The following is a 25,666-nucleotide window of genomic DNA, read 5'->3' as shown; positions in this document are numbered from 1 at the left end:
GCCTTTTAGAGAATTCTAATATCTCAAAATATAAGAGATTATAAAATTATACGTATTGCTCAATGATATCTATAAGCGTATTGGCATCTTGCTGCCCGCTGTGGCGCCATTTCATTTCGCCATCTTTATAAACAATTAATGTTGGCAGACCTTTAACACTCAATGCTTCGGTAAGTTCTTGGTTTTTTTCGACATCAATTTTTATTACCTTAGCTTTATTACCAATCGCTGCCGCTACATCGCGTAAAACGACGTGCATGGCTTTAGATTCTTCATTATCTTCTGTAAAAAAGTCTAATAATACTGGAATATCAACATCGATAAGTTCCCCAAATTTTGACATACTATAAGGTTTTAAGTCTATTTAATAGTTTTCTAATTGGATAGAAAATAGTGATTATAGATTTTGTTTGATAATTATAAATATAAACAATTTCACAGAAACAGCAATACTAAAGGGTGTTTATACCGTTTTTGTGCCTTTTTTTAATTCAATTACTGTAATTTCTGGCCAAATACCAACACGACCGGGAAAAGCTAGATAACCAAAACCACGGTTTACGTTAATATATTGTCCCATTTCTTGATAAATACCAGCCCAATATTTGTAACGCCATTTTACCGGACTCCATTTAAACCAACCTGGAATTTCTATACCAAACTGCATACCATGCGTATGCCCACTTAGGGTTAAATGATAATGATACTCATCATCAATCACTTTTTTCTCCCAGTGCGATGGATCGTGACTCATCAAAATTTTAAAATCGTTTTTATCAATTTTTTCAGCAGCTTTATGCAAATCGCCAGCCGTTTTAAAACCACCAGCACCCCAGTTTTCAACACCAACTAAAGCTATACGTTCACCATTTTTCTCAAGATATGTACTTTCATTTAAAAGTAAATTAAATCCTATTTCTTTTTGAAGTGCCTTTAAATCTTCTAAATTCTGCTGTTTTTCAGCATCGGAATCCCAGTTTATATAATCGCCATAATCATGATTTCCAAGTATAGAATATAAGCCATCTTTAGCTTTCAATTTATTAAAAACCGTTTTGTAAGGCACCAATTCTTCACACTTATTATTTACAATATCGCCAGTAAAAAGAATAACATCACTTTCCTGTTCGTTAATTAAATCTACGGCATATTTTACCTTTTCCATATTGTCAAAACTTCCAGAATGGATATCACTAATTTGTGTTACTTTATAACCATCAAAAGCTGCCGGTAAATCTTCAAAATGCAACGTGTATTTTAAAACTTTATAATTGTATTTTCCTTTATAAATTCCGTAAATTATAGAAGCCAACGGGATAGCTGCTAACCCCAAAGCAATTCTACTTACAAACTGCCTGCGTGAAGGAAAGTAGTTTCCTTTAGCAGTTTCTCCCACTGTAAAATAACGATAAATAGCTTGCGGAACACGAAATACATCTTCAAAAAACACACCTAAAACAAGCACCATTTTTGGCACCAAAAGCGCGATAAACAAACCAATAGCGTAAGAGTGCGCATGCGAAAAACCATTACGACGGCTAAACCCATAAAATTGATACACAAAATTCCCTAAAATTAAAGCGGTAATTACCCAATATAAAATATGAATCCAATGGTTTTTTGTAACGGTTTTAAAAGCCTGAAAGGCATAATAATCGGCAATTAGGAAAGCGCCTATAAATATAATCCAACGTAGCATTTGCTCTTTTTTTGCCAAAGATAAAGGTATTAACGATTAATGTTTACCATAGCAAATGGATTTAACGAATTGTTAAGAGTATCTATTTAAAACAAACACCCTTATTTTATAGGCAAAGGGCCGTATTATCATCAAGAATTCCATAATAATTTCTGAAGTTTTTATTAAAATGAAATCGGGAAGTTTCGACTAAAACATTTTAACACGTTTAGAGCATTCAAACCTTAAATTATAACCATAACTTTTTGTAGTTTTGAAATTCTATCAAAATTTACAACATGTCCGATAACAAACGCGTATTTCTAGTTGATGCTTTTGCATTAATTTTCCGTGGCTACTATGCCTTTATAAAGAACCCAAGAATAAACTCTAAAGGCACAGATACCTCAGCTATATTAGGATTTATGAACTCACTTTTAGACGTAATAAAACGTGAACGACCAGATCATTTAGCCGTTTGTTTCGATAAAGGTGGCAGTGCCGATCGTGTAGAAATGTTTGAAGCCTACAAAGCCAACAGAGATGAAACACCCGAAGCCATAAAAATTGCTGTACCTATTATCCAAGAGATTTTAAAGGCCATGCACATCCCAATTATGGTAAAAGCAGGTTTCGAGGCCGATGATGTTATTGGAACCCTTGCTAAACAAGCCGAAAAAGAAGGTTACCAAACCTTTATGGTAACGCCAGATAAAGATTTCGCGCAATTAGTAAGCGAAAATATATTTATGTACAGACCCATGTTTGGTGGCGGATACGAAACTTGGGGCATTCCCGAAGTTCAGAAAAAGTTTGAAGTTACCGATCCCTTACAAGTTATCGATTTCCTTGGTATGATGGGTGATGCCAGTGATAATATCCCAGGATTACCTGGCGTTGGCGAAAAAACAGCCAAAAAATTCTTAGCCGCTTATGGCAGTATGGAAAACCTTTTAGCCAATACTCACGAGCTTAAAGGTAAAATGAAAGAAAAAATTGAAGCCAATAAAGAACTCGGTTTATTATCTAAAAAACTAGCAACCATAATGTTGGATGTTCCGGTGGAATTCCATGCGAAAGACTTCCAATTAGATCAACCCGATATCCCGAAGGTTACAGAGATTTTCGAAGAGTTAGAATTTAGACGCTTAATAGATAATTTCACCAAAACTTTTGCGATTCAAGCCACAGCGACTTCAACTGAAACTACTGAAAAAAGTACAGAAGAAAAAGCTACACCAAAGGAAACCGCTTCGGCAGGTGCTGGACAATTTTCACTTTTTGGTGGCGATCCTTCTAGTACAGCTAAAGAAGAAACCATAACCGAACATACTAGAAAAACAAACGAAAATACATCGCATTTTTACCAAAGTATTGCTCCAGGAATGGGAACCAAACTGTTTCTTAAAAACCTAATGAGTCAAACTTCGGTATGTTTCGATACTGAAACTACGGGATTAAACCCGTTGATTGCCGAGTTGGTTGGTATTTCATTTTCATGGGAAGTTGGCAAAGGCTTTTACTTACCATTTCCAGAAAACAAAAACGAAGCACAAGAACTTATCGAGCAATTACGTCCGTTTTTTGAAAGTGAAACCATCGAAAAAGTGGGCCAGAATTTAAAATACGACATCAAAGTATTAGCAAAATACAATGTAGACGTAAAGGGTAAATTGTTCGATACCATGTTAGCGCATTACCTTATTAATCCAGATATGCGCCACAATATGGACGTATTGGCCGAAACCTATTTAAATTACACACCAATTTCTATTATAGAACTTATTGGTAAAAAAGGTAAAAACCAATTATCAATGCGCGATGTGCCGTTAGAAAAGCAAACCGAATATGCAGTTGAAGATGCCGATATTACCTTACAACTAAAAGAACATTTCTCTAAAGAATTAGGTGATGCCAATACTCAAAAATTATTCGATGAGATTGAAATCCCTTTACTTCGTGTGCTTGCAGCCATGGAACTAGAAGGTATTAATTTAGATAAAGATTTCCTACTTTCTCTAGCTGAAGCCTTAAACAACGATATTTCAACTTTAGAAAAAAGTATTTATGATGCCGCTGGCGAAGAATTTAATATTGGTTCTCCAAAACAATTGGGAATCATTCTTTTTGAAAAACTAAAACTGGTTGATAAACCTAAAAAAACCAAAACTGGGCAGTATGCAACAGGCGAAGAAATTTTAAGTTATTTAGCCAAAGACCACGAAATTATTCAACATATTTTAGAATATCGTGGTTTAGCCAAATTAAAAAGCACCTATGTGGATGCCTTACCGCTACAAGTGGAAGAAGCCACAGGTCGCGTACATACAGATTATATGCAAACCGTTGCAGCTACGGGACGTTTAAGTAGCAACAACCCCAACTTACAGAATATCCCAATTCGTACAGAACGTGGTCGTCAAGTACGTAAAGCCTTTGTGCCAAGAAGTGAAGAATACACACTGTTAGCTGCCGATTATAGCCAGATAGAATTGCGTATTATTGCCGCGTTAAGTAAGGAAGAAACCATGATTGAAGCCTTTAAAAATGGCGAAGATATTCACGCCTCTACCGCTTCTAAAGTATTTAATGTACCTTTAGATGAAGTAACTCGTGAACAACGTAGCAATGCAAAAACGGTAAACTTCGGAATTATTTATGGTGTATCTGCCTTTGGCTTAAGTAACCAAACCGATTTATCTCGTGGTGAAGCTAAAGAACTAATTGATACCTATTACGAAACGTACCCGAAACTTAGAAAATATATTAGCGAGCAAGTCGATTTTGCTCGCGACCATGGTTATGTGCAAACCGTTTTAGGGCGTCGTCGTTATTTAAAAGATATCAATTCCCGAAACGCCGTAGTTCGTGGTGCCGCAGAACGTAATGCCGTAAACGCACCTATACAAGGTAGCGCTGCCGATATTATCAAAATTGCCATGATTAATATTTATAACAAGCTTGAAACTGGCGATTTTAAAACTAAAATGCTCCTACAAGTGCATGATGAATTGGTTTTCGATGTCTTTAAACCAGAATTAGAAAGCATTAAAACTTTAGTTAAAACCGAAATGGAAAACGCTTATAAACTAGAAGTACCATTAGATGTTGAAATTGATACTGGACTGAATTGGTTGGAGGCACATTAATTAAATATATAATTTTAGTTTAAAATGAGGAAAACCGTAAAATAAATTAATAAATAAAATTTACATTTGAAAGTAAGGAGTTGCATTCAAAGCTTCATAGTTTTTAGAATAAAATGAAAAACAAAAGGTTAAAATTTATAGACTTATTTGCTGGCTTAGGAGGTTTTCATGTAGCACTTGAAAGTCTTGGACATGAGTGCGTTTTCGCCAGCGAAAAAAAAGAACATTTAGCAAAGTTATATGAGAAAAATTTCAACACCCCTGTTAATCGTGATATAACGAAAGTTGAAATATGTGATATTCCAAAATTCGATATTCTTTGCGCCGGTTTTCCCTGCCAACCATTTTCTAAGGCCGGTGATCAATTAGGACTTAAAGATGAGAAAAACGGAAATCTTTTTGATAAGTTAGTTGAAATCATTGAATATCACAAACCAAAATATTTTATTTTAGAAAATGTAAGAAACCTCAAAAGTCATGATAATTTCAACACTTGGAAATATATAAAAGATAAACTTGAAAACCAACTCAATTATTTCATTGACGATAAAATACTATCACCACATAACTATGGAATTCCACAACACAGAGAAAGAATTTTCATAGTTGGATCTAGAGATAACATAGAATATTTTAATTGGCCAGATTCTTTAAATGCTACAGATTCTATTTTAAACTTTTTAGACACGAATCCTATTGAAGCCACAAAACTTGAAGACGATAAAATTAAAGTTATCCAACTATGGCAAGAGTTTATTGACAAAATACCTATTGAAGATAAATTACCTGGGTTTCCCATATGGAGTATGGAATTCGGAGCGACTTACCCCTTTGAGATTGAAATACCATTTAGAATACCCACAAATGTTTTAGGAAAATATAAAGGAAAATATGGAGTACCACTTAAAGGGATGAGCAGAGAATTAAAAATCAACAACTTACCTAATTACGCACAAAAAAACCAATTACATAAAGATACAGATAAACCTATTCCTTTTCCTAACTGGAAAAAAAATTATATAAGAAAAAACAGAGCCTTTTACGAGAAGTATAAAGTAGAATTAGAACCTGTTGTAAAAAAATTAAAGGAATTAAATGTGTCTAGTTGGCAAAAACTTGAATGGAATGTACAAGGTGGAGAAAGAGACATATCTAAATATGTTATACAATTTAGAGGTTCTGGTGTTAGAATTAAGAAAACTGATTTTTTTCCTTCATTAGTTACAGTAAGTACCCAAATACCTATTATTGGTTGGGAAAAGAGATATATAACTCCATCTGAAGGTGCTCGTATTCAATCTCTAAATGGCATAGAGTTACCCGAAAATTTAGGAACTTGTTTTTCGGCATTAGGGAATGCTGTAAATGGGACCGTTGTCAAATTGATTGCAGAAAAACTGATTAAAGAGGAACACAAAACCATTAAACTTAATGACAAATCAAAACAGGAAATTAGATCAAATGAACTAGATTATGAAAGAATTAAATAACGTAAACATCCGCCCAGGTGTTACAATTCTTTCTGTTTTAAAACACCTTAACTATAAGCCTTACTACGCTTTAGCTGAGTTTGTTGATAATGCAATAGATAGCTATTTAAAAAACGAAAAAGAGTTAAAAAGAGTTGAAGGTGTTAATTATAAGTTGAGAGTTGATATTGAATTTGACACAAACAATCAAAAAATAACAATTAAAGATAACGCAGCTGGCATCCATACTAATGACTATCAAAGAGCTTTTAGAACTGCGGAATTACCACCAGACAATACTCGTTTGTCCGAATTTGGAATGGGTATGAAATCCGCAGCTTGTTGGTTTTCTAATAAATGGCAAGCTAAAACAACAGCTCTTAACGAAAATGTAGAACGTAAAGTATCTTTTGATATATCAAAAATAGTAGAAGATAAAATTCAAGAGCTACAAATTGAAAATAAAGATGCAAAGACAAACTCCCACTATACTTTAATTACCTTATTCGGAATAGAAGAAAAAATGCCAATTCGCAGAGGACTTGGAAAAGTAAAAAGACATTTGGCGAGTATTTATAGAGATTTTTTCAGAAAGGACATTTTAGACTTATATATAAATGGTGAAAAACTAAGCTACAAAACACCAAAAATTTTAAATACTGCTTATTTTGAAACTCCCAACTCAGAAAATGTGACTTGGAAGCAAGAAGTTGATTTTGATTTTGGAGACGATCACAATGGTGGCAGATTGAGAGCTAAAGGTTTTGTTGCAATTATGGAAACAATGTCAGTCAAAGATAGTGGGTTTGCACTATTTAGAAGAGGAAGAGTAATCGAAGGAAGTGCAGATAATGATGAAGGTTTTAGACCTCCTGCTCTATCTGGCTCATTAGGTAGTCATAGATACAAAAGACTTTTTGGAGAACTACATCTTGAAGGTTTTGATGTAAGTCACACTAAGGATGGTTTTCAGTGGGATGATAATATGGAAACCTTTTTAGAGTTATTAAAAGACGAACTTGAAGGCGAAAATTCAATACCTATTTTAAAACAAGCCGATAAGTATAGAGTTCGTGAAAGTGCTAAGAATTATCAAAAAGTATCTAAGAAAGTAGTTGATAATACAACTGATAAAATTCAAGATAAGATTGCAAAAGATGTTCAAACTGTCGTTGGAAAGCCTACTACAAACATTATTGAGGAACCTCAATTAAAGGAAATTGAAAAATCCTACCATAAGAAATTCCCCTTAAATATTTCCAATATTGATTATATGGTTCATATTGAATTGTCTTATGATGAGTCAATTGATGAATTAATTCAAGTTGGTGACCATTTAATCCCTGAGAAAGATATGTTTCATAAAAACATAGGAGTTAGACTATCTCTTACTCATCCATTTATGGTTGAATTTGCTGGTGATGACCACAAAGTAATCGAACCAGTATTACGTTTAGTTGTAGCACTAGGCCTATCTGAAATTATTGTGAAAAAGTCAGGAGCTCCAGTAACAGAATTAAGAAATAATATCAATGACCTTTTACTCGGCTCTCTTTCAAAATTATAACTTATGTCAAAAACTGAAAATATAAAGATCATGCTTAGCACCTTAAATGACGAAAGTTGGATACCTGAATACGGTGAAGAATCTGAAAAGTTATTGAATAAGATTTTCGGTAATGACACAGATGCCAAAGAAAAAGTAAAAGAGGAAACATATCACATTATGAAATTATGTGGTAATCCAAGTGAAGAAACGAATGGCGATACTGGATTAGTTTTTGGTTATGTTCAAAGTGGAAAAACACTATCTTTTACTACGCTAACTGCGTTAGCAAGAGACAATAATTATCAAATAGTAATAGTACTAGCGGGTATTTCTACAAACCTTGTAAATCAGTCTTTCAATAGGTTACAAAATGATTTAGACATAAATCAAGGATTTCATAGAAAATGGGTAATGCTTAACAATCCAAAAGACCCTACCAGAAATCCGCAAGATAAAAACACTATCCAAAGAGAACTTCAAAATTGGAAAAAGCCCAATACACCTGATGACTTCAAAAAAACATTACTGATTACGGTAATGAAAAACACAAGTCATTTAAAAAATTTACTTGCTCTATTAAAAAAACTTGATTTATCAAATGTCCCTACTTTAATCATTGATGATGAAGGAGACCAAGCAAGTATGAATACAAAAGCTAGTTCAAATGCTCGAAGAGAGCGTAATGGAGAGGTACTTACTGAAATTCAAATGAGTACTATTTATCGTAGAATTAGAGATTTAAAAAACATTCTACCACATCATACTTTCATACAATATACAGCTACTCCACAAGCTCCGTTATTCATTAATATTTTAGACAATCTTTCTCCTAATTTTATTCAACTTTTAACTCCTGGAGAAAAATATACCGGAGGACGTGCCTTTTGTCAAGAAAACCATTTCATCATAAGAAAAATACCTTATTCTGAAATTTATGGTGATGATAATATATTTCAAGAAGCACCTGACACACTCCAAGAAGCAATGCGTATTTTCTTTTTAAGTGTTACTTCTGGTTATTTATTGGGTAATAAAAAGGGAAATCCCAAAAATCGCTCAATGATGGTCCATCCATCACGATTAGTCGAAGAACACGACATATATTATGATTGGGTAACACATATCAAAAATCTCTGGGAAAAAGTCTTATTAGAACGTAATGATAATGATGAAACTAAACAACAAATCATTTCTGAATTTAAAGAAGCCTATAAGGACTTAAAAGCAAATGCTCCTGAAATACAACCTTTTGAAGTTCTTTTAGGAACTTTAGGCCATAACATCAGTAATACAGCTGTTGAGCAACTAAATTCAAGAGCAGGAAGTTCGGTTGATTGGAATAGTAACTATTCGTTTATACTTGTTGGTGGTCAGGCAATGGACAGGGGTTTTACTGTTGAAGGGTTGACAATAACATATATGCCAAGAAGTATGGGTGTTGGAAATGCGGACACTATTCAGCAACGAGCTCGATTCTTTGGATATAAAAAAGACTTTTTAGGACATTGTAGAGTGTATCTTGATGCCGAGAATATCCACCTATTCAGCGAATACGTTAATCACGAAGAAGACATACGCAGAAAACTACTTGAACATAAATTATCTGGTCAACATTTAAATGAAATGGAGAGACGGTTTGTCTTAGACGAAATGTTTAGATTAACAAGAACCAATGTGCTATCTGAGGATTTGACAAGAACCACTTTTGGGAATAAATGGGTTAGAATTAGGGCTCCACACGATAGCGAAATTATTATCGAAAGTAATAGGGCCATAGTTGATAAATTTAAGAGTAAATACAAGCAACAATTTATAGAAGATAAAGGCCATAAAGACAGAACAGATGAACAAAAACATCTTGTTGCTAAAATCCCTTTGAGGGATTTATTTACTGACTTGCTTAATGAATTGAAGTTTACTAGACAAACTGATTCTACAACTTACACCAATTTAAAATCTGTTATCGACTTATACACGGACGAATTTCCACCAGAAGATAGTTTTGTTTATTTAATTGCAAAAGGTAATCAAAGAAAAAGACGATTAAAAAAGGATGAAATACAGCAGTTATTCCAAGGTAAAAACCCAAGAACTGGAGAAATTATTTATCCTGGAGACGAAAAAATAAAATCGAAAGATTCTGTAACTGTTCAAATACACAAACTCGATTTTAGAGATACAGAATACGAAAATATAGTTACCATTGCTGTATGGATTCCAGCGCGTTTATCTCAATCCTTAATATCCAAAATTAATGGTTGATTTAAAAGAAATATATGATGTGTTGCCATTGCCTACAAATCAGAATTCAAACTCTTATTCGGCAAAGGCTATTAAAGGCTTTAAAAACCATAGAATAGCTAAAAACTATGCAAATAACCCAAGTCTTTTAATATTCATTTCAGAACAAAACCAAGATTTTCTTATTGCAAATCAAAATTTGTTTAGTATTAAAATTTCTCACAACCTAAAATGCGAAATAGAATCAGATAAAAAATCAACTTGTAACAATTTTTCTGTCGTTTCTTATATTGGCCAAAACGATGAAATAAAAAATATTTTTCTAAGCACTTGCCAAGTTTTAATAAAATCACTCGGTCAAAATCCTTCAAATAAAAAAATAAAAACCATTGTTAGCAAGTTCATTGAGTTATTTAAATCGATAAAAGAGCCTCCAAGAAAATCTATACAAGGTCTTTGGGCTGAATTATTACTAATAGAGCAATCAAATTCACCGATAAATTTAATTAACGCATGGCATTGTGTTCCTGAAGAAAAATTTGATTTTAGTTTCGATCAATTACGCATAGAAGTAAAAAGTTCTGGATCAGATACTCGAACACATCATTTCACCATAGGCCAACTAAAATCAATCAATAATACAGAAATTTTCATCGCCTCTATATTGATGAAAACAAATACGGGAGGTTTAAGTATATCCGATTTATTAAATAATATAAACAACAAATTAACAGATTTCCAAAAACAGAAAGAAAAACTTCATCTTCTGGTATATGCAACTTTAGGTATGGATATAGATAAAGTAAGCCTAGTCAAATTTGATTATGAATTAGCAAAAGGCTCTTTACAGTTTTACAATTCAAAAGAAATACCTAAGATTGAAAGTGAACTTATCCCCAAAGAAGTTTCTAATGTTAAATTCACAAGTAATTTAATTAATTCTAAATTTTCAAATTTTCAAATTGACGAATTAATAAAACCTTTTATATAAATACTTATGGCAATAATAGGGAAAGCAAGGAAAAATAAACACTAGAGATGGAAAGGTTCTATGTGCTATCCTAAAAAATAAAGAATACTTTCAAATTCGCACCTATGCAATGGGAGATTTAGACAGAAAAAATGGATCAAAACAAAATATTCAGCTAACTAAAGAAAAAGCAATTCAGATAAGAAAATATCTTGATGACTTCATTAATCAATAAATAATTAATATCAACTACCTTCCCTCAGAATATGCCTTACACTTAATCGCAAATCTCTTTTTCGATTAAGTGTAAGGCATTAGCAAAACCTTTCAATCAAGTCAAAATAAATATTTATCAAGTCATTCATCAATGAACTTTATCCATAATTTGTTCTTAAAAAGATAAATTATGATAATTACAAAAGTATTAGGACTTACAAGTACATTAACAAAAAGCTAAAATTGCCATTCTACTTATAGAAGTCGCTGTGTTGGCGCATGCTGTAGCAACAAGAAAAGGAAAAACTCAGAAAAAAAATAAAAAAGTAGAACGTTAGTCTTTAGTTTTTCCTAGCTTCTAAAAACTCCTTACACTTTATCGCCGGATTTGTTTTTCTGTTAATAAACGCATGCGTAGAGCTACTTATAATTAAAATAGCAGCAGCAACTAATGCAGTATAAGCCACAACATTGTTTACATCGCTATTAGCAACATAAATGGCAATTAAAGCCCAAGCGCCAACAAGGGCAAATTCACGCATGTTTCGTTTCCAAGTAATTGTTAGATTTATTATGACTGCGATAACGATAAGCAAAACCGTCCAAAATGTTGGAGATAAACCAAAACCAGCCCAATTATATTTTACTAAAACAGCCGATACGTTTGCTATACTAGCAACAGTAACCCAACCACTATAAATTACAAATGGCCACCATAGGAACACAATAACAGATATAGGTTCGTCTACCAATTCCATGCTGTTTTTAAGCACAATTTGGATTAATGAGAATAGTAGTGTAAAAATAAATATGGAAGACCATAAGGTATAGCCATAAATCCAAGCTACAATCCATAAACAATTGGCTATACAGGATACTAAAAACCACCAACCGGTTTTTAATATAAAAGCATCGTCTCTTACTTTTACAAACAGACTTCTGCCTTGATAGATAACAAACCCTAATACGAGTAAATAGATAATTCCCCAAATTGAAAACGCATAACCTGCTGGTGTAAATAGGGTGTTATATTCTCTAGAAACTTCTCCAATAGTGGTATTGTTTAACAAACCGGTATTAGATAAATAGTTCATGACTATAACACACACAAACGCAACGCCATTAATTATTTGCAGTAGTTTTTTCATCGTATTCATTTTATGGAAGTAAAATTTACTTAAAATTATCTACATAAAAAAACATTAGGTTCACCTTTTAGGTTTTATCAAACGTGGTTTCTTCTTTCTTTTAAATTAGCTTTAATATTGTTTATTAAAAAGAATAACATTCCGTTAAAGTTAACCCTAAGCATGCACCAATTCCCAAAGTTCAACTTCTTCGTCTGCTCGCCAATTTTGATTGCGCTTTGTTTTATCCGATGCTGCTTTTACTGGCTTCTTTAAACAGTTTACTAATTTAAAGCGTCCGCCTTCGGCAAGTTCCTTTTCTATAGGGTGTTCTTTTGTAACATCGGTAATTTGTGCCATATTAGAGAATAGGACAACAAGCTTACCTTCTGGCAATAATCGTTTTTTAGCTTCAGTAAAAAAATCTAAAAACAAGTTTTCGTTGTAATAAATAGCTTCGTCATTGGTATCCATATCTTGAGGTGCTGGCAACCAAGGCGGATTAAAAACAATAAGTTCGGTTTGCTTTTCAATAGTTCCAAAAAGTGGTGCAAATTCGAGTTCTATTTTTCGAGACATTTTGGTATCTCCCATAGACTCTGTTAATCCAACAATTGCATTGGGGTTTGTATCGGTTCCAAATACCTTCTGAAAACCATGCTTTACCATCTGAAAAGACAACACGCCACTACCAATACCCACATCTATGGCCGATTTTTTTGGTCCTTCGTAACGTTTTAGCCAATTATCGAACAGTATTAAATGATCGAAACGTGTTGGGAAATACACCCCATAATATGGATGTATTTTGTTTCGTAACACCGGAAGCATCATGCCATTTTGATACCATTGCCAAGCACTATTAAGGCCTTGTACTTTGGTAAATGGTAATAGAAAATTATTTTCGTCTGGATAAAGTTTCTCTAACCAACCAATAGATGGTGCTTTTTTTACGGTTAGTTTATGATCTACAATTTTTATATAAATAAGACTAGACAATGCTCTAAATGCGGAACGATTGGCACGTTGCTCATCGAAAGTAAGACCAGGAAATTTAACTCTAAGATGCATTTGCAACTCTTTAAGCAACTGCAAACCGTTACTATAAAATTCGGTTATCATTATAGGCTTACCAGCTTCTAACCCTCTAATGGTACGCGCAACATTTATTGAGCGATTAAATTGTGGTAAGGGTTGTTCTGAAAAAAAAGGCTCAGGTTTGTTTACATTTATATCTGTAATCATCGTTATTCTAAATTGAAACGGATTGCAGAGTAATGACGTTAGCAAGGCGTAGATTAATATCACTATAAATAGTTACCAACTAGTAATCAGGCATTAAGTTGGCCACTAGTGTTTAAATTAATCAAAATAGCACCTTTAAAAGGTAGCCTATAACATCGCCAAAGTGGGGACTAAAAAATAATTAATATCAACAGATAAATAATATCTAGCGCCAAAGATACTTTATTAAATCTCACAATTAAGAATAATACTAAAGTATTACATTTTGGTGTGTAAAGAAGGAAAGTTACAATAGGTTAAACATATTGTTTTAAAACACCCCTACGGTCCCCTCAAGGGGACAAACCTATTCATGAAATATTTGGATGTAATTTGTAAATTAAGAGTTTAAAATAAAGTAGTGAAAATTCGAAAAACAAAACAATAAAACTGAGCCAATATCCCCTTGAGGGGATTATAGGGGTGTTTACAAAAGACTTTTTTAACTTACTCTTATCTAAAAAACACCCCTAAGGTCCCCTCAAGGGGACATCCCTATTCATGAAATATTTGGATGCAATTTGTAAATTAGGAGTTCAAAATAAAGTAGTAAAAACCCGGAAAACAAAACAATAAGACTGAGCTAATATCCCCTCAAGGGGATTATAGGGGTGTTTACAAAAGACTTCTTACAACTTAATCTTATCTAAAAAACACCCCTAAGGTCCCCTCAAGGGGACAAACCTATTCATGAAATATTTGGATGTAATTTATGTATTAGGAGTTCAAAATAAAGTAGTAAGAATCCGAAAAACAAAATAATAAGACCGAACCAATATCCCCTCGAGGGGATTATAGGGGTGTTTACAAAAGACTTTTTTAACTTACTCTTATCTAAAAAACACCCCTAAGGTCCCCTCAAGGGGACAACCCTACTCATGAAATATTTGGATGTAATTTGTAAATTAAGAGTTTAAAATAAAGTAGTAAGAGTTCGAAAAACAAAACAATAATACTGAGTCAATATCCCCTTGAGGGGATTATAGCGGTGTTTACAAAAGACTTTTTTAACTTACTCTTATCTAAAAAAACACCCCTACGGTCCCCTCAAGGGGACAAACTTATTCATGAAATATTTGGATGCAATTTATGTATTTGGAGTTCAAAATAAAGTAGTAAGAGTTCGGAAAACAAAACAATAAAACTGAGCCAATATCCCCTCGAAAGGATTATAGGGGTGTTTACATAAGACTTTTTTAACTTACTCTTATCTAAAAAAACACCCCTAAGGTCCCCTCAAGGGGACAAACCTATTCATGAAATATTTAGATGCAATTTGTAAATTAGGAGTTCAAAATAAAGTAGTAAGAGTTCGAAAAACAAAACAATAAGACTAAGCCAATATGCTCTCGAGGGGATTATAGGGGTGTTTACAAAAGACTTTTTTAACTTACTCTTATCTAAAAAACACCCCTACGGTCCCCTCAAGGGGACAGCCCTATTCATGAAATATTTGGATGTAATTTGTAAATTAAGAGTTTAAAATAAAGTAGTGAAAATTCGAAAAACAAAACAATAAGACTAAGCCAATATACCCTTGAGGGAATTATAGGGGTGTCTTCAATTTAATCAATCAACCCTTTAACAGTTTCTTCAATAATCAACAAAACACTTAACATATTCTTTTTAACCTCTTCATTTGAAAACCTTAAAAAGGTAACACCATAAGCCTCCAATTCACCTTGCCACTTGGCATCATATAAAAAACTGTGGTCGTGGCTAGAACCATCTATTTCAATGGCTAAACCTATTTCGTGACAATAAAAATCTGTAATATAATTTAGCATAGGAACTTGCCTATGAAACTGAACACCGTAAGCACGTTGCTTTATCTTCTGCCAAAGTAAAACTTCGGGTAAAGTACTGTTTTTTCGTAATTGTCTAGCGAGTAGTTTTAGTTTAGGGTGGTATGGAATTATTTTATTTCTCATAAATACAACGTTTACACCCCTACGGTCCCCTCGAGGGGACAACCTGTTTCATGACTTATTTAGATGCCATTTGTAAATTAGAAGTTCGAATTGCTCTAGAATCATTCGAAAAATAAAACAGTTAAGACCCAGCCAATATCCCCTCGATGAGATATTAGTAGTATTAACGCGTCCGCTTCTTCTTCCCTTTATACCTCACCTTGTTCTTCCTTTTATTAAAAGGAACAGCATCATTAAATGTATTCTTGGCATCACCATCCGGTGTGTTTTTACGCCATTTCTCTTCTTTTTCAGGAAGTAACACTTTAAGTAAATCTTGACGCCCTAATTTGTTTAAAGTCTTTTTAATCCAGTCTTTATTTTCATCCTTATACCAAAAGAAAAAACGATGTTGTTCATCCTTTTCCTTTCTAGTAATAGGCGTATTTACTTTTTTAAGTGTGTATGGATGATAACCAGAGTAATAAATTACGGTAGCCACCGTCATTGGTGTTGGTGTAAAACCTTGTACTTGCTCTAACTGAAACCCCATATCTTTAGTTTCGGCAGCAAGATTAGCCATATCTTCCACTTCACAAGCTGGATGATTGGATATAAAGTATGGTATTAATTGTAATTTTAATCCTTTAGCGATATTTATCTTATCGAAACGTTCCTTAAATTTATGGAAATACGAAAACGATGGTTTACGCATCAATTTTAAAACCGGATCACTAGTATGCTCTGGTGCTACTTTAAGTCGGCCAGAAACATGCTTCGTCATCACCTCTTCCGTGTAAGCGTCTAACTCTTTAGGATCGGCGTTTTTATTAAATTCCGGCACCAACATATCATGGCGAATTCCCGAACCAATAAACGATTTCTTCACTTTTGGATGACTATCAACCGCCTGATATAATTCCGTTAGCGGTTTGTGCGATGTATCCAAATTGCTACAAATAACAGGCGAAATACAACTCGGCGAAATACACTTATCGCAAATAGATTGTATTTTCCCTTTCATTTGGTACATGTTAGCACTTGGCCCACCAATATCACTTAAATACCCTTTAAAATCGGGCATATTTGCCACAGTATCCACTTCTTTTAAAATAGACTCTTTACTACGTGATGCAATAAATTTCCCTTGATGTGCAGATATGGTACAAAAGCTACAACCACCAAAACACCCACGGTGAATGTTAATGGAAAACTTAATCATTTCGAAGGCCGGAATAGGCCCACGTTTATTATATTTTGGGTGCGGTAATCGTGTATATGGATAATCGAAAGAAGCATCAATTTCAGCTTCCGTCATGGTTGGATATGGCGGATTAATCATTAAAGTTTTATCTCCAATTTTCTGAAAAATACGTCGCGCAGCCAATTTATTACTCTCCTGCTCTATCACTTTAAAGTTAGATGCGTATTTTTTCTTATCCTTTAAACATACCTCATGCGATGCGACTTCAACATCTTCCCAATTACTGTTTTTCGGAATACTTTCATCTTCATTCAAAAGTACAGCCGTTTGCAACACCGTATTTATACTTCTAAAAGGCACCCCTTTTTCTAGCAAACGCACCACTTCACGCAAGGGTTGCTCACCCATACCGTAAACTAGCATATCGGCCTTCGAGGTTTCTAAAATAGAAGGCATAAGCTTATCGCTCCAATAATCGTAATGTGTTACACGGCGCAGTGATGCCTCGATACCACCAATTAAAACAGGCGTATCTGGCCATTTCTCTTTTAAAATTTTAGAATAAACCGTTGTTGCGTAATCCGGACGAAATCCAATATCACCATTAGGCGTATATGCATCCTTATCACGACGCTTTTTATTAGCATTATAATTACTAATCATAGGGTCCATACATCCACCAGTAACACCAAAAAATAATTTGGGAGCACCAAGCTTAACAAAATCCTGAAGATTATCGGTAACACTAGGCTGTGGTACTATGGCAACACGCAAACCAAAACTCTCAAGCATACGCCCAATAACGGCAGGCCCAAACGTGGGATGATCCACATAAGCGTCGCCACTAAATAGAATAACGTCTAGCGCTTCCCATCCACGTATTTTCACCTCTTTATTTGTGGTAGGTAACCAATCTGAAAGTTTTAATTCTTGCATATCGTGCAAAAATAGTTAAAAATTAATGGTTCAGCATTATAATAAATTCAATCAACAAAGTGAAAGCTAATTATTTGGGCGTTACCACAAGGGTCGGGCTTTACGTTGCAAGTCCTCACGCCCTAAAAACTTCGTGGGCGCTGTGGGCTTTTCACTGCAATCCCTAACGCGGGCATATCTACAATTAATAGTAATAAACTAATGTTAGTTTATACACTTGTAAGGTTGGAAGACATAATTTTAATTGTAAGAAACATACAATTCTTTTTTTCGATTATTTTAATCTCCTGTAAATTAAAACAGGCCTTGACTTTGTAAAAAAAAATCAACTAACTTAGCTTAACACAAGATATAAAACATTAAAACGATTTCATATCTTATTAAACGTTAGCTTTAATGCTAGAGAAACGTCAGAACTAAAAATTAAAAAAAAGAAAAAATGATATATTTAGGAATGATTGGAGCTTGGCAACTAATTCTGATATTAGTAGTATTATTTCTTGGGGTTTTACCAACAATAATTGCTCTTGTAGATATTTTAAAAAGCGAATTCAAAGGGAATAATAAAATTGTTTGGATTTTAGTCGTTTTATTCGCTAATTTTTTTGGTGCGATTTTGTATTTTTTAATAGGTAGAGAACAAAAAATAACGATTGAAAAAACATAAAAAGGATTTTGAGCAAGTTTGCGGAATCGAAAACTCAATTAGATACTCGGAATATCACTCAATCGGAATTTAGCAAGTTGCGGAATTTGAGCAAGTTTTCGGAATGAAAATCGAGCTGAATAAAACATAAAATATTAACAAAAAAGTAAACGGAAATAAAAGCACTAAAAGCTAACAACGTTTATAATTAATTATAAATTTGTCTAAACTTTTGGGTGCACTCTATTTTCTATTCGGTTTTTATTTGCTAAATTAGTTACTTAAACACGCCACTAATCATACAAGAGACCGCTAAACGAACATACTCTTCAAAACAAAACAGATCCAATTTAAAAATAAAGTAAGCGGATACGTGCGTTAGGGATTGAGGCATTTGTTGAAGCTCTTTTTGTGTTGTTGCACCTATGCAACACAAAAAAGCGACTGCCGAAAGCCCGACCCCTTTTCGGGGTAACGCCCAAAACAAATTAACCGACAAAACAATTTTAAGTCTACAAATCTATCGCCTTTAAACTTTCAATTCTATTTCTAACTAAGAAATCGTCAATGGTTTCAAAATGCTCAATAACACGTTTTTCTTTAAATTCAAAAACCTTGTTAGATAGACCTTGAAGAAAATCCCTATCGTGAGATACCAAAATTAGCGTACCATCAAAATCAAGCAACGCTTCTTTTAAAACATCTTTCGATTTTAAATCTAAATGATTTGTAGGTTCATCGAGAATAAGCAAGTTTACAGGTTCTAATAAAAGTTTCACCATAGCTAGTCTCGTTTTTTCACCACCAGAAAGCACACTTACTTTTTTATCGATATCGTCGCCTTTAAACATAAAACGACCTAAAATATTTTTAATCTGTGTACGCACATCGCCTTTAGCAACCTCGTCTACGGTTTGGAAAATAGTTAAATCTTCATCCAACAAAGCGGCTTGGTTTTGAGCAAAATACCCAACCTTTACATTATGCCCTAAACTGCACTCGCCTTCTACATCAATTTCACCTAAAACAGCTTTTATCATTGTAGATTTGCCTTCTCCATTTCTACCAACAAAACACACTTTCTCGCCTCTAGCGATAGACATATTCGCATTATTAAATACCACATGCTCACCGTATAATTTAGAAACATCTTTTACACTAACAGGATAGTCTCCAGAACGTTGTGTTTTAGGAAAACGTAATTTTAATGCAGATGTATCTATATCATCAATTTCAATAATTTCTAACTTTTCAAGCATACGCTCTCTCGATGACACTTGATTGGTTTTAGAAAATGTGCCTTTAAAACGATCAATAAATGCTTGGTTATCTGCAATATATCTTTGCTGTTCTTGATACGCTTTTACTTGGTGTGCACGCCTATCTTCACGCAGTTGCAAATAATGTGTGTAATTTGCCTTGTAATCGTAAATTTTCCCCATAGTAACTTCTATGGTTCGGTTTGTAATGTTATCTATAAAGGCTTTATCATGAGAAATCACGACTACGGCATTTGCTTTATTCAATAGAAAATCTTCCAACCAAATAACCGATTCTATATCTATATGATTAGTAGGCTCATCTAATAGTATAAGGTCTGGCTTTTGTAAAAGGATTTTAGCCAATTCTATCCGCATACGCCATCCACCGCTAAATTCGTTGGTGTTTCTTATAAAATCTTCCTGCTTAAACCCTAGACCTTTTAATGCTTTTTCAACTTCAGCATCGTAATTTACATCCTCTAACGCATAATATTTTTCACCTAAATCGGAAACACGTTCAATAATTTTCATGTATTCGTCAGATTCGTAATCCGTTCGCGTTTCCAACTGCTTATTCAAATCTTCCATTTCGTTACGCATATCAAACACGTGACTAAAGGCTTTAGATGCTTCCTCGAAAACAGTAGTATCATCTTCAGTTAATAAATGCTGTGGTAAATAGGCTATTATAGCTTCTTTGGGGTAACGCACATGGCCTCGCGTTGCATTTTGCACACCAGCAATAATCTTCATCATTGTGGATTTTCCTGCACCATTTTTTCCCATTAAGGCTATTTTATCGTTTTCATTAATAGTAAACGATACATCGCTAAACAAGGTGTGTCCGCTAAACTCTACGGCTAAATTATCAACTGAAATCATATTATATGTATAAGAAAGCGCAAAACTAACAAAAGAGATGCATTACAAAACATAATAATTTTAAAAAAATATAATTTCCAAATAGAGAATCTAACTATATAGTATTAAGCACTTCAGCGTTTAAAAAAACAACTTGACCGGCAATCATAAATTAAACTTAACATTTCTTTTGTAATAAGTAGCTATTATCATCGTCCAAATGCACTTAATAAAAAAAACAATTATGAGATCTAAATTATTTTTAACATTGATTACTGTATTAGCTTTCGCTGGACAAAAAGCACAAGCACAAATTAGTCCAGATGGATTTTTCAACAAAAAAGGAGAAGCCAACATTGCCGTTTCTTACACTTTCTCTACCTATGAAAAATTTTATTTAGGCTTAGATGAACTAGATGCAGTTCCCGCTCACAACGAAATTGATCAAAACATATACAACGTATATGCAAACTATGGTATTACAGATAACCTTACGGTAATTGCAAACCTACCTTATATTGAAGCTGAAGGAAAAGGTGCTGCAGATCCAGTTAACGGCAGTACAGAGCAATCTAACATTCAAGATTTAAGCTTATTGGTAAAATGGGCTCCATTTGTAACAAAACATAAAAATGGTACAACTACCGTTGTTGTGGCTGCAGGAGGCTCTTATGCTTTCGATTACGAGCCAACAGGAATTCTTTCTCTTGGTAACGGTGCATCTTCTATAGATACAAAATTAGGGCTACAATATAACAACAACTCTGGTTTCTTCGGAAATGTGTTTGTTGGACATTCTATAAGAGGAGAAGCTGATAATAACTTAGGCTTAGGTGATGGTACTAAATTTGACGTTCCAAACAGCGTAAATGCACAAATAAAATTAGGATACGCAGGAAAAGCTTTTTATGCAGATGCGTGGTTCGATGCTCAAAAAAGTAATGGAGGATTAGATATTAACTCTGCAAACTTTGCTGGTAATTTCCCTGAAACTAAAGTAAACTACTCTAGAGTTGGTTTAAACTTCTATGTTCCGGTTACAAAAATAATTGGTCTTAGTGCTGGTACAGGTACAATAGTTAGCGGTAGAAATATTGGTAAAGGCACTTACTATTCTGGTGGGCTTGTTATAGGCTTAGGCAAATAAAACCACGCATTACTTAAAATAAAAAGGCGAGATAAACTTAATTTATCTCGCCTTTTTATTTCATCAATATTACAACTGCTTAAAACCTTAAATATCAATACTTTTAATTTTATTTAAAGAATATAAGCACACTATTTGGTAATCAAATATATAATCGTAAATTTGCAAACTCTTTTTAAGAGAGGAATGTTTAATAAAAATAATTTAAAAACGTGGACACAATAAGCTACAAAACGATTTCAGCCAACAAAGCAACTGTTAATAAGCAGTGGGTTTTAGTTGACGCTGACGGTCAAGCACTTGGTCGTTTAGCTTCTAAAGTTGCAAAACTTTTAAGAGGTAAACACAAGCCAAACTTCACACCTCACGTTGATTGTGGTGATAACGTAATTGTTATCAACGCAGAAAAAATCAGTTTATCTGGTAACAAATGGAACGATAAAACGTACATTCGTCACACTGGATATCCAGGAGGTCAAAGAAGTTTAACTGCTACAGAATTGTTTGGAAAAGATCCAGCAAGAGTAGTAGAAAAATCAGTTAAAGGAATGCTACCTAAAAACAAATTAGGTGCTGAGTTATTCCGTAATCTTACAGTTGTTGTTGGAACAGCTCATAAACATGAAGCTCAAAAACCAGCCGTAATTAATCTAGAAGAATTTAAATAACATGGAAGTAATTCACAAAATTGGCCGTAGAAAGACGGCTGTTGCTCGTGCTTATGTTTCTACAGGAACAGGAAACATTACGATTAATAAAAAAGACTTAACTAACTATTTCCCTACAGCGACTTTACAGTACAAGGTAAATCAGCCATTAGTTTTGACTAACAATGACAGCAACTTTGATATTACAGTAAATGTATATGGAGGTGGTATTACTGGACAAGCTGAAGCTGTTCGTTTAGCAATTTCTCGCGCAATGTGTGAGTTAGATGCAGAGAACAGACTAATACTTAAGCCAGAAGGTTTATTAACAAGAGATCCAAGAATGGTTGAACGTAAGAAATTCGGTCAGAAGAAAGCTCGTAAGAAATTTCAATTCTCAAAACGTTAATATCCTGGACGTGGTTCAGGATCTGTTTTACAGATGTCTTTATCATTTCAAACAAAATAAAAAAACAAGTTATTGTTGTCCTACCTTTATTAACAAGTTAGGATTTAGTTTAGCATCTAAATGAAGCCAAAGGTTAAAAGCTTAACGCTTAGAGCCAAATGGAACATTGCTAATTCAACAGAACGTAAACTATTATTACAAAATGGCAGTAGAAGTAAAAGAATTACTTGAAGCAGGTGTACATTTCGGACACCTTACACGTAAGTGGGATCCAAATATGGCTCCTTACGTATATATGGAACGTAACGGTATCCATATTATCAACTTATACAAAACAGCAGCTAAAATTGATGAAGCTGGAGAAGCATTAGCAAAAATCGCTAACTCTGGTCGTAAAATTTTATTTGTTGCAACAAAGAAACAAGCTAAAGATATCGTTGCTGAAAAAGCAGGATCTATTAACATGCCTTACATCACAGAAAGATGGCCAGGCGGAATGTTAACTAACTTTGTTACTATTAGAAAAGCTGTTAAAAAAATGGCTACTATTGATAGAATGAAGAAAGATGGTACGTTTTTAACGTTATCTAAAAAAGAGCGTTTACAAGTTGATCGTTTAAGAGCTAAGTTAGAAAAAAACTTAGGTTCTATTACCGATATGACGCGTTTACCTGGAGCTTTATTTGTTGTAGACATTAAACGTGAGCATATCGCGATTAAAGAAGCACAAAAATTAAACATTCCAATTTTTGCAATGGTTGATACCAATTCAGATCCACGCCAAGTGGATTATGTTATCCCTGCAAATGATGATGCATCTAAATCGATTGATAAAATTTTATCTCACGTAACTTCTGCAATATCTGAAGGACTAGCTGAGCGTAAAGCTGATAAAGATGCTGCGGCATCTGCTAAAGAGGAAGCTCCTAAAGCAAAAGCTGCACCAGCACCAAAAGCAGCTGCTGAAGAAGAAGAATAAAATAACATTAACAAAACACAAATAAGTCGTTTAGTACTTTTCTTTGTTGAAAATATATTGAACGACTTTTTTTAAATAATAATAACTATGAGTACTACAGTAAAAGTTACAGCCGCTGAAGTAAACAAATTAAGACAAGCTACTGGCGCAGGAATGATGGACTGCAAAAAAGCTTTAGTTGAAGCGGGAGGCGATTTCGATAAAGCAATCGATGTTTTACGTAAAAAAGGACAAAAAGTAGCTGAAAAAAGAGCCGATAGAGATTCTTCTGAAGGCGCTGCTGTTTCTAAAATTAATGCAGACCAAACTGAAGGTGTTGCTATTGTTTTAGGTTGTGAAACTGATTTTGTTGGTAAAAATGAAAACTTTTTAGCTTTAACAAATCAATTAGGTGATATTGCATTAAACTGTGAATCTAAAGAAGCTTTTTTAGCTGCTGATTTTGGTGGAATGACTGTTGCTGAAAAATTAATTGAGCAAACTGGTGTAATTGGTGAAAAACTAGACATTACTAGTTTTGAAAAATTAAAAGCACCATTTGTTGGAACTTACGTTCACATCAACAAAATTGCTGCTTTAGTTGGTTTATCTGCAAAAGTTGATAACGTTGATACTTTAGTTAAAGATGTAGCTATGCAAGTAGCATCAATGGGAGCAACTACATTATCTTACAAAGATTTTGATCCTGCTTTTGTAGCATCGGAAACTGAAGCAAGAATTGCTGTTATTGAAAAAGATAATATCGAGTTAGGTCGTTTAGGTAAAACACTTAAAAACGTTCCTCAATATATTTCTATGTCACAATTATCTGATGAGGTTATAGCTAAAGCTGAAGAAGCTGCGAAAGCAGAATTAAAAGCTGAAGGTAAACCAGAGCAAATCTGGGATAGAATCTTACCTGGTAAAATGGAGCGTTTCATTTCTGATAACACAACATTAGACCAAGAAAAATGTTTATTAGATCAAAATTTCATTAAAGACGAAAAATCTAACGTAGCAAAATACGTTGCATCTTACGGCGAAGTTGAAATTACAGGTTTCAAACGTGTATCTGTTGGATAATTAATATTGTTTTTAAATTTTCGTTTACACGAAAATCAAACATATTTAAAACCACTACTCTTTTTTAAGATGTAGTGGTTTTTTTATGCAAAATTCTAATTTCATATAAATTCAAAAAAATAAAAATTTTATGTAGCTTTGCTAAACTTTTGTTTTCGCATAAGCGAACATCTCATAATCCATAAAATGAAATATAAAAGAATACTTCTAAAACTATCTGGCGAAGCCTTAATGGGTGAACGTCAATACGGTATAGATCCAGACCGTTTAGCCGAATATGCACAAGACATTAAAACCATCACAGATCAAGGCGTAGAAGTTGCGATAGTAATTGGTGGTGGAAACATTTTTAGAGGTGTTGCTGGCGCTAGTAAAGGTATGGATCGCGTTCAAGGCGATTACATGGGTATGCTTGCTACCGTAATTAATGGCTTAGCATTACAAGGTGCTTTGGAAGATGCCGATATACCAACCCGTTTGCAAACAGCTATTAAAATAAACGAAGTTGCAGAGCCTTTTATTAGAAGAAAAGCCATGCGTCACTTAGAAAAAGGGCGTGTTGTTATTTTTGGAGGTGGAACAGGAAACCCTTATTTTACAACAGATTCTGCTGCAGTTCTAAGAGCTATTGAAATAGAAGCAGATGTTATTTTAAAAGGTACACGTGTAGATGGAATTTACAACGTAGATCCTGAAAAAGATTCTAAAGCAATAAAATTTGATAATATTTCTTTTGATGATGTATTACAAAAAGGTCTGAAAGTAATGGACACCACAGCATTCACCTTAAGTCAAGAAAACAAATTACCAATTATTGTTTTCGATATGAATAAAATAGGTAATTTACTTAAAGTAGTTGCTGGAGAAAAAATAGGCACAGAAGTAAACGTTTAAAACTTGGCGTAATTTTTGGATATAGC

Annotated in this window: 19 protein-coding genes; 12 read left to right on the top strand and 7 right to left on the bottom strand. The window is 33.7% G+C overall.

Going from position 1 to position 25,666, the window contains the following annotated elements; genetic code table 11:
* Positions 1-46: 46 nt before the first annotated feature.
* Positions 47-343, bottom strand: a complete 297-nt coding sequence (locus GQR97_RS07690) for a thioredoxin family protein (RefSeq protein WP_158847125.1) — start codon at positions 341-343, stop codon at positions 47-49.
* A 120-nt stretch (positions 344-463) separates the two neighbouring features.
* Positions 464-1,699, bottom strand: a complete 1,236-nt coding sequence (locus tag GQR97_RS07685) for a metallophosphoesterase (RefSeq protein WP_158847123.1) — start codon at positions 1,697-1,699, stop codon at positions 464-466.
* Between the two features lie 278 nt (positions 1,700-1,977).
* Here GQR97_RS07685 and polA point away from each other — a divergent pair, with 278 nt between their 5' ends.
* The 5 genes from polA to GQR97_RS07660 all read left to right on the top strand — a co-directional run bounded on the left by polA (position 1,978) and on the right by GQR97_RS07660 (position 11,077).
* Positions 1,978-4,827 carry a DNA polymerase I gene (polA, locus tag GQR97_RS07680; protein ID WP_158847121.1) on the top strand — a complete coding sequence of 950 codons (2,850 nt, stop codon included), beginning with the start codon at positions 1,978-1,980 and terminating at the stop codon, positions 4,825-4,827.
* 113 nt (positions 4,828-4,940) lie between these two features.
* Positions 4,941-6,317, top strand: a complete 1,377-nt coding sequence (locus GQR97_RS07675) for a DNA cytosine methyltransferase (RefSeq protein ID WP_158847119.1) — start codon at positions 4,941-4,943, stop codon at positions 6,315-6,317.
* On the top strand, positions 6,301-7,863 hold the full coding sequence (locus GQR97_RS07670) for an ATP-binding protein (protein WP_158847117.1): 1,563 nt from the start codon (positions 6,301-6,303) through the stop codon (positions 7,861-7,863). The genes GQR97_RS07675 and GQR97_RS07670 overlap by 17 nt, the downstream gene beginning before the upstream one ends.
* Positions 7,864-7,866: 3 nt before the next feature.
* On the top strand, positions 7,867-10,107 hold the full coding sequence (locus GQR97_RS07665) for a Z1 domain-containing protein (protein ID WP_158847115.1): 2,241 nt from the start codon (positions 7,867-7,869) through the stop codon (positions 10,105-10,107).
* Positions 10,100-11,077, top strand: coding sequence for a PD-(D/E)XK motif protein (locus tag GQR97_RS07660; protein WP_158847113.1), 978 nt, complete (start codon positions 10,100-10,102; stop codon positions 11,075-11,077). Before GQR97_RS07665 ends, GQR97_RS07660 begins: the two co-directional genes overlap by 8 nt.
* A 536-nt stretch (positions 11,078-11,613) precedes the next feature.
* Here GQR97_RS07660 and GQR97_RS07655 read toward each other — a convergent pair.
* From GQR97_RS07655 to GQR97_RS07640, 4 genes are all read right to left on the bottom strand, one after another.
* A complete protein-coding gene (locus GQR97_RS07655; protein WP_158847111.1) occupies positions 11,614-12,420 on the bottom strand; it encodes a tryptophan-rich sensory protein in 807 nt (268 codons plus the stop codon).
* A 156-nt stretch (positions 12,421-12,576) separates the two neighbouring features.
* Positions 12,577-13,644, bottom strand: a complete 1,068-nt coding sequence (locus GQR97_RS07650; protein WP_158847109.1) for a methyltransferase — start codon at positions 13,642-13,644, stop codon at positions 12,577-12,579.
* A gap of 1,604 nt (positions 13,645-15,248) precedes the next feature.
* On the bottom strand, positions 15,249-15,614 hold the full coding sequence (locus GQR97_RS07645; protein ID WP_158847107.1) for an endonuclease domain-containing protein: 366 nt from the start codon (positions 15,612-15,614) through the stop codon (positions 15,249-15,251).
* 163 nt (positions 15,615-15,777) lie between these two features.
* A complete protein-coding gene (locus GQR97_RS07640) occupies positions 15,778-17,733 on the bottom strand; it encodes a YgiQ family radical SAM protein (RefSeq protein ID WP_158847105.1) in 1,956 nt (651 codons plus the stop codon).
* Positions 17,734-18,172: 439 nt separating this feature from the next.
* Between GQR97_RS07640 and GQR97_RS07635 the strand changes: the two genes are divergently transcribed.
* On the top strand, positions 18,173-18,400 hold the full coding sequence (locus GQR97_RS07635; RefSeq protein ID WP_158847103.1) for a PLD nuclease N-terminal domain-containing protein: 228 nt from the start codon (positions 18,173-18,175) through the stop codon (positions 18,398-18,400).
* A 491-nt stretch (positions 18,401-18,891) separates the two neighbouring features.
* Here the strand turns inward: GQR97_RS07635 and GQR97_RS07630 are convergent, their stop codons facing one another.
* A complete protein-coding gene (locus GQR97_RS07630; protein WP_158847101.1) occupies positions 18,892-20,523 on the bottom strand; it encodes an ABC-F family ATP-binding cassette domain-containing protein in 1,632 nt (543 codons plus the stop codon).
* A gap of 223 nt (positions 20,524-20,746) precedes the next feature.
* On the opposite strand from GQR97_RS07630, the gene GQR97_RS07625 reads away from it, so the two are divergent.
* The 6 genes from GQR97_RS07625 (at position 20,747) to pyrH (ending at position 25,640) form a co-directional block, all read left to right on the top strand.
* On the top strand, positions 20,747-21,649 hold the full coding sequence (locus GQR97_RS07625; RefSeq protein ID WP_158847099.1) for a hypothetical protein: 903 nt from the start codon (positions 20,747-20,749) through the stop codon (positions 21,647-21,649).
* A 212-nt stretch (positions 21,650-21,861) separates the two neighbouring features.
* Positions 21,862-22,317: a 50S ribosomal protein L13 gene (rplM, locus tag GQR97_RS07620; RefSeq protein WP_158847097.1), complete on the top strand. Its 456-nt coding sequence runs from the start codon at positions 21,862-21,864 to the stop codon at positions 22,315-22,317.
* 1 nt (position 22,318) lies between these two features.
* Positions 22,319-22,705 carry a 30S ribosomal protein S9 gene (gene rpsI, locus GQR97_RS07615; protein WP_042496568.1) on the top strand — a complete coding sequence of 129 codons (387 nt, stop codon included), beginning with the start codon at positions 22,319-22,321 and terminating at the stop codon, positions 22,703-22,705.
* 202 nt (positions 22,706-22,907) lie between these two features.
* Positions 22,908-23,684 carry a 30S ribosomal protein S2 gene (gene rpsB / locus GQR97_RS07610; RefSeq protein ID WP_158847095.1) on the top strand — a complete coding sequence of 259 codons (777 nt, stop codon included), beginning with the start codon at positions 22,908-22,910 and terminating at the stop codon, positions 23,682-23,684.
* An 87-nt stretch (positions 23,685-23,771) separates the two neighbouring features.
* The gene (gene tsf / locus GQR97_RS07605; RefSeq protein WP_158847093.1) at positions 23,772-24,746 is read left to right on the top strand and encodes a translation elongation factor Ts; all 975 of its coding nucleotides are present in this window, start codon (positions 23,772-23,774) and stop codon (positions 24,744-24,746) included.
* Between the two features lie 186 nt (positions 24,747-24,932).
* Positions 24,933-25,640, top strand: coding sequence for a UMP kinase (gene pyrH, locus GQR97_RS07600; RefSeq protein ID WP_158847091.1), 708 nt, complete (start codon positions 24,933-24,935; stop codon positions 25,638-25,640).
* Positions 25,641-25,666 lie beyond the last annotated feature (26 nt).

The organism is Algibacter sp. L1A34 (assembly GCF_009796805.1).
Classification (GTDB): Bacteria; Bacteroidota; Bacteroidia; order Flavobacteriales; family Flavobacteriaceae; genus Algibacter.
Note: the sequence above shows the minus strand (reverse complement) of the source record. Positions and strands in the feature narration are given on the sequence as shown.